This window comes from Pseudomonas sp. SDO5532_S415, assembly GCF_054071155.1.
The window spans coordinates 1-4,965 of record NZ_JBSVWS010000264.1 but is presented as its reverse complement, the minus strand read 5'-3'; the positions used below and the strand labels follow the sequence as shown (position 1 = coordinate 4,965).

The 4,965-nt window shown below is 62.3% G+C and carries 5 protein-coding genes; 1 reads left to right on the top strand and 4 read right to left on the bottom strand.

Going from position 1 to position 4,965, the window contains the following annotated elements:
* Positions 1-294: 294 nt before the first annotated feature.
* Positions 295-1,212, bottom strand: coding sequence for a LysR family transcriptional regulator (locus tag ACW9HW_RS28675; RefSeq protein WP_095193412.1), 918 nt, complete (start codon positions 1,210-1,212; stop codon positions 295-297).
* Positions 1,213-1,370: 158 nt separating this feature from the next.
* On the opposite strand from ACW9HW_RS28675, the gene ACW9HW_RS28670 reads away from it, so the two are divergent.
* Complete coding sequence (locus tag ACW9HW_RS28670; protein WP_095193411.1) at positions 1,371-1,787, top strand: helix-turn-helix domain-containing protein; 417 nt, start codon at positions 1,371-1,373, stop codon at positions 1,785-1,787.
* Between the two features lie 130 nt (positions 1,788-1,917).
* On the opposite strand, the gene ACW9HW_RS28665 is transcribed toward ACW9HW_RS28670, so the two are convergent.
* From ACW9HW_RS28665 to ACW9HW_RS28655, 3 genes are all read right to left on the bottom strand, one after another.
* On the bottom strand, positions 1,918-3,360 hold the full coding sequence (locus ACW9HW_RS28665) for a catalase (RefSeq protein ID WP_095193409.1): 1,443 nt from the start codon (positions 3,358-3,360) through the stop codon (positions 1,918-1,920).
* Between the two features lie 74 nt (positions 3,361-3,434).
* The gene (locus ACW9HW_RS28660) at positions 3,435-4,259 is read right to left on the bottom strand and encodes an alpha/beta fold hydrolase (protein WP_457402678.1); all 825 of its coding nucleotides are present in this window, start codon (positions 4,257-4,259) and stop codon (positions 3,435-3,437) included.
* 34 nt (positions 4,260-4,293) lie between these two features.
* Entirely contained in the window at positions 4,294-4,869 is a 576-nt protein-coding gene (locus ACW9HW_RS28655) for a flavodoxin family protein (RefSeq protein WP_457402676.1), read from the bottom strand.
* Between the last annotated feature and the right edge of the window lie 96 nt (positions 4,870-4,965).

Genomic DNA, 4,965 nt, shown 5'->3' with positions numbered 1-4,965 from the left:
TCCGGGAGGGATGGGGCGGCTGTCAGGCCGCTTTCGCGAGCAGGCTCGCTCCCACAGTGGGTTCGGGTACCTCCGGGAGGGATGGGGCGGCTGTCAGGCCGCTTTCGCGAGCAGGCTCGCTCCCACAGTGGGTTCGGGTACCTCCGGGAGGGATGGGGCGGCTGTCAGGCCGCTTTCGCGAGCAGGCTCGCTCCCACCGTTGGTTCGGGTACATCCGGGAGGGATGGGGCGGCTGTCAGGCCGCCTTCGCGAGCAGGCTCGCTCCCACAAGAGGATCGGGTACATCCTCAAGAGTCAGGCAATCTCCAACGACGCCGACATGAACTGACTGATCCGCGAACGCAACCAGCGCTCCGCCGGATCATTGTCATGCACCCCGCTCCAGGCCATCGACAATTGCGCTGCCTCAATTTCGAACGGCGGATCCTCGGCACGCAAACCACAGCCCTCCACCAACGCGCACGCCGCATAATCCGGCACGGTGGCAATCATCTCGGTTCCGGCCAGCAACGCGCGCAAACCACTGAACTGCGGCACGCCCAGCACCACCTTGCGACACCGTCCGACCTTGGCCAGGTCCAGGTCGATATTGCCGCTCAGGTCACCGGAAAACGACACCATTGCATGAGGTCGCGCGCAGTATTCGTCGAGGGTCAGCGGCCCCGGCCGGGTGTCGCCACGCAGCACTTTGCAGGGGATGTCGCGCAGTTTTTTGCGCTTGGCATTGGCCGGCAACTCCTGGGTGTAACTGACGCCCACGGAGATTTCCCCGGAGGCCAGCAAGGCCGGCATCAGCAGATAATTGGCGCGACGCACCACGACGACGATGCCCGGTGCCTCTTCCTGCAACTGGCGCAACAGCGGCGGAAACAGACCGAACTCGGCATCGTCCGACAGCCCGATGCGAAACACGTCGCAACTGGTCGCCGGATCGAACTCCTTGGCCCGGCTGACCGCGCCGGAGATGGTGTCCATCGCCGGTTGCAGTTCCTTGAGGATCGCCAGCGCCCGCCCTGTCGGCTCCATGCCGCGACCGTTGCGCAACAGCAGCGGATCATCGAACAGATCGCGCAACCGACCGAGGGCGGCACTCACCGCCGGCTGCCCCATGAACAGTTTTTCCGCCACACGGGTCAGGTTCTTTTCGAACATCAGCGCTTCGAAAATCACCAGCAGGTTCATGTCGACGCGACGCAGATCGTTTCGATTCATAGGCACGGGTTCCTTGTGTATTGAGCCAGGCACGAGAGTGACGATTGTGTCTGACTTTACGCAAGACTTCCCGCAGGGAATGAGGAATTAACAACGATTAACTCGCGGGCCAGAGCCTTCGGGTTCAAGAATTGAGCCTACCGACCAGGACATTCGCCATGGCTCATTTCCAGCAAAACACTGCCCGCGCGACAGTCACTGAAACACAAAGAAAAAGCGCCGGCGGCCTCAGTCCGCAGCGCGAACGGCTGATCAAACAACTGATCCTCGAACGCCTGGGTGACCCACTGGAAGTGACCGAGCTGGCCCAGGCCTGTTCGTTGTCGCGCAGTCATTTCTCCCGCGCGTTCAAATGCAGCACCGGCCACTCGCCCCAGGAGTGGATTCGCCAGCAACGTATTGCCCGCGCCAAGCTGCTGATCCAGCACACCGACCTCAGCCTTACGCAAATCAGCCTGGAGTGCGGCTTCTGCGATCAGGCGCACTTCTGCCATATGTTTACCCGCAGCGAAGGGATCAATCCGTTTGCCTGGCGTTGCCGGACGGTGCGTTCCGTTCGCCACGCTACCCCGTAGGCCAGGATGGCGAATCCCCTCTGTGGGAGCGAGCCTGCTCGCGAAAGCGATGTATCAGTCGACACATGTATTGACTGATGCTCAGCCTTCGCGAGCAGGCTCGCTCCCACAGGGGATCAAGGTGTCCGCATTATCCCAGCGGAACCAACCGCTCCAGTGCCTCGGCCACCCCGCGCCCATAAGCCGGATCAGCCTTGGTGCAGTTGTCGATATGCCGCTGGCGGATCAATTGCGGCACACCGTTCATGGCCCGCGCCGTGTTCTCGAACAGCAATTGCTGACGTGCCGGGTCCATCAGGCGAAACAGGTTGCCCGGTTGCTCCCAGTGATCCTCTTCGAGCCGATGATCATAGTGCCGGGCGAAGCCTTCCAGCGGCAGCGGTGGTTCGGACAATTCCTTCGAATCCTCCCATTCACCCACGCTGTTCGGGAAGTAACTGGCGGTGCCGCCCAGGTTGCCGTCGGTGCGCATGGCGCCGTCGCGGTGGTAGCTGTGATGCGGGCAGCGCGGCGCGTTGACCGGGATGTGGTTGAAATTCACCCCGAGGCGATAGCGCTGGGCGTCGCCATAGGAAAACAGTCGCGCCTGGAGCATGCGGTCCGGCGAGAAGCTGACGCCGGGCACCACGTTGGCCGGGGAAAACGCCGCTTGTTCGATTTCGGCAAAGTGGTTCTCGGCATTGCGATTGAGCTCCATGGTGCCGACTTCGATCAGCGGAAACTCGCCGTGCGGCCAGACCTTGGTCAAGTCAAACGGGTTGTGCCGGTAGGTGTTGGCCTGCTCCTCGGTCATCACCTGGATGCACAGCTTCCAGCGCGGAAAATGGCCCTGCTCGATGCTCTCGTACAGATCCCGCAGGTTGCTTTCGCGGTCCTTGCCGACCACCACGGCAGCCTCGGCATCCGACAGGTTCTCAATGCCTTGTTGGCAGACAAAATGAAACTTCACCCACACCCGCTGGTTGTCGCGGTCGATCAGGCTGAAGGTGTGGCTGCCGAAGCCGTGCATGTGACGGAAACTGGTGGGAATCCCCCGGTCGCTCATCACGATGGTCACCTGATGCAGCGCCTCGGGCAGCAGGGTCCAGAAATCCCAGTTGCTGGTGGCGTTGCGCAGGCCGGTGCGCGGGTCGCGCTTGACCACGTGGTTGAGGTCGGAAAAACGCAGCGGATCGCGGAAGAAAAACACCGGGGTGTTGTTGCCGACGATGTCCCAGTTGCCTTCCTGGGTATAGAACTTCACCGCGAAACCACGGATGTCACGCTCGGCATCGGCAGCGCCGCGTTCACCGGCCACCGAGGAAAAACGCACGAACAGCGGCGTCTCTTTTCCCACCGAGCTGAAAATATCGGCTTTTGTGTAACGAGTAATGTCATTGGTCACGGTGAAGGTGCCGTAGGCGCCCGAACCCTTGGCGTGCATGCGCCGTTCCGGGATCAATTCACGGTCGAAATGGGCGAGCTTCTCCAGCAACCAGATGTCTTGCAGCAGCGCCGGGCCACGGGGGCCGGCGGTCTGGATATTGAGGTTGTCGGCCACCGGGGCGCCTGTGGCGTTGGTCAGCTTTTTCATGGGACTTCATCTCGATTGATAGCGACTCATCAGGAGCTAAATCCGGCGCGGATCTACGCCCGCGCCGGGGTCGGTCAACCCTTGAGGAACGCCAGCAGATCGGCGTTGAGCTGATCCTTGTGGGTATCAGTCAAGCCATGGGGCGCACCGGGGTAGATCTTCAGCGTAGAACCTTTCACCAATCCTGCCGAAGCGATGCCCGCCGCTTCGATCGGCACCACCTGATCGGCGTCGCCATGCACCACCAGGGTCGGCACGTCGAACGTCTTCAGGTCCTCGGTGAAGTCGGTTTCCGAGAACGCCTTGATGCAGTCGTAGGCGTTTTTGTGCCCGGCGGTCATGCCCTGCATCCAGAACCAGTCGATCATGCCCTGGGACGGCTTGGCGCCGGGTTTGTTGAAGCCGAAGAACGGGCCGCTGGCGAGGTCCTTGTACAGCTGCGAACGGTCGGCCAGTGATGCCTGGCGAATACCGTCGAACACTTCGATGGGCAGGCCGCCGGGGTTGGCGTCGGTCTTGAGCATCAGCGGCGGCACCGCGGAAATCAGCCCGGCCTTGGCCACGCGGTCGGTGCCGTGGCGACCGATGTAGCGCGCCACTTCGCCGCCACCGGTGGAGAAGCCGAACAGCACGGCATTCTGTAGATCCAGGTGTTCGATCAGTTGCGCAAGGTCGTCGGCATAGGTGTCCATGTCGTTGCCGAACCACGGCTGGCTGGAACGGCCATGACCACGGCGGTCGTGGGCGATTACCCGATAGCCCCGGGAGGCGAGGAAGATCATCTGCGATTCCCAGCTGTCGGCATTCAGCGGCCAGCCGTGGCTGAAGACGACGGGCTGACCGCTGCCCCAGTCCTTGAAATAAATCTCGGTACCGTCGCGGGTGGTGAATGTGCTCATGGGACGTGCTCCTTTACGTGAGGGTTGAGGTCAATCAATCAGCTTGGCGACCGAAACGGTCGGCCAGCCGCGCCACCCGCTCGCCCAAGTGCGCGGCGGTGCAACGGTCTTCGGCGGGTGGCGCCTGTTCGGGGGATTGTTCGACGTTCGATTGGGCCATGGCGCCCAGCGAGCTGCCGAGGCGATTGAGTTGCCCATCGAACACTCCGCTACCGGAACGCGCCGGCAGCAGGTCGAGGCCAACCCAGATCATCGAATGCTGGGCAGCGAATACCGCCATCTGCAGCAGGGTGTTGAGCTTGTCGCCGCACAGGCAGCCGGAATTGGTGAAGCCGGCCGCCAGCTTGTCGCGCCACGGCCGGGCCAGGTAGAACGGCGCCGTGGCTTCCATGAAGCCCTTGAAGGCGGCCGAGGCGCTGCCCATGTAGGTCGGGGCGCCAAAAATGATCGCGTCGGCGCGGTGCAGAGTGTCCCAGTATTGGTCCACGTCTTCGACGGACACCAGCCGACAGGTGCTGCCCGGGTGTCGCTCCACACCCTGGGCCACGGCCTCGGCCATGACGCGGGTATGCCCGTAGCCACTGTGATAGACCACCACCACGTTGCTCATTCCGGTGTCCTTGCGATATGTCGAATCCCTGATATCTGTAGGAGCGAAGCTTGCTCGCGAAGGTGTATCAGACACATTGGTGTCGCCTGACACACC

Excerpts from the sequence above, each read along its gene's own strand:
- ACW9HW_RS28675 (WP_095193412.1), bottom strand. The coding sequence starts at position 1,212 with ATGAATCGAAACGATCTGCGTCGCGTCGACATGAACCTGCTGGTGATT.
- ACW9HW_RS28670 (WP_095193411.1), top strand. The coding sequence starts at position 1,371 with ATGGCTCATTTCCAGCAAAACACTGCCCGCGCGACAGTCACTGAAACA.
- ACW9HW_RS28665 (WP_095193409.1), bottom strand. The coding sequence starts at position 3,360 with ATGAAAAAGCTGACCAACGCCACAGGCGCCCCGGTGGCCGACAACCTC.
- ACW9HW_RS28660 (WP_457402678.1), bottom strand. The coding sequence starts at position 4,259 with ATGAGCACATTCACCACCCGCGACGGTACCGAGATTTATTTCAAGGAC.
- ACW9HW_RS28655 (WP_457402676.1), bottom strand. The coding sequence starts at position 4,869 with ATGAGCAACGTGGTGGTGGTCTATCACAGTGGCTACGGGCATACCCGC.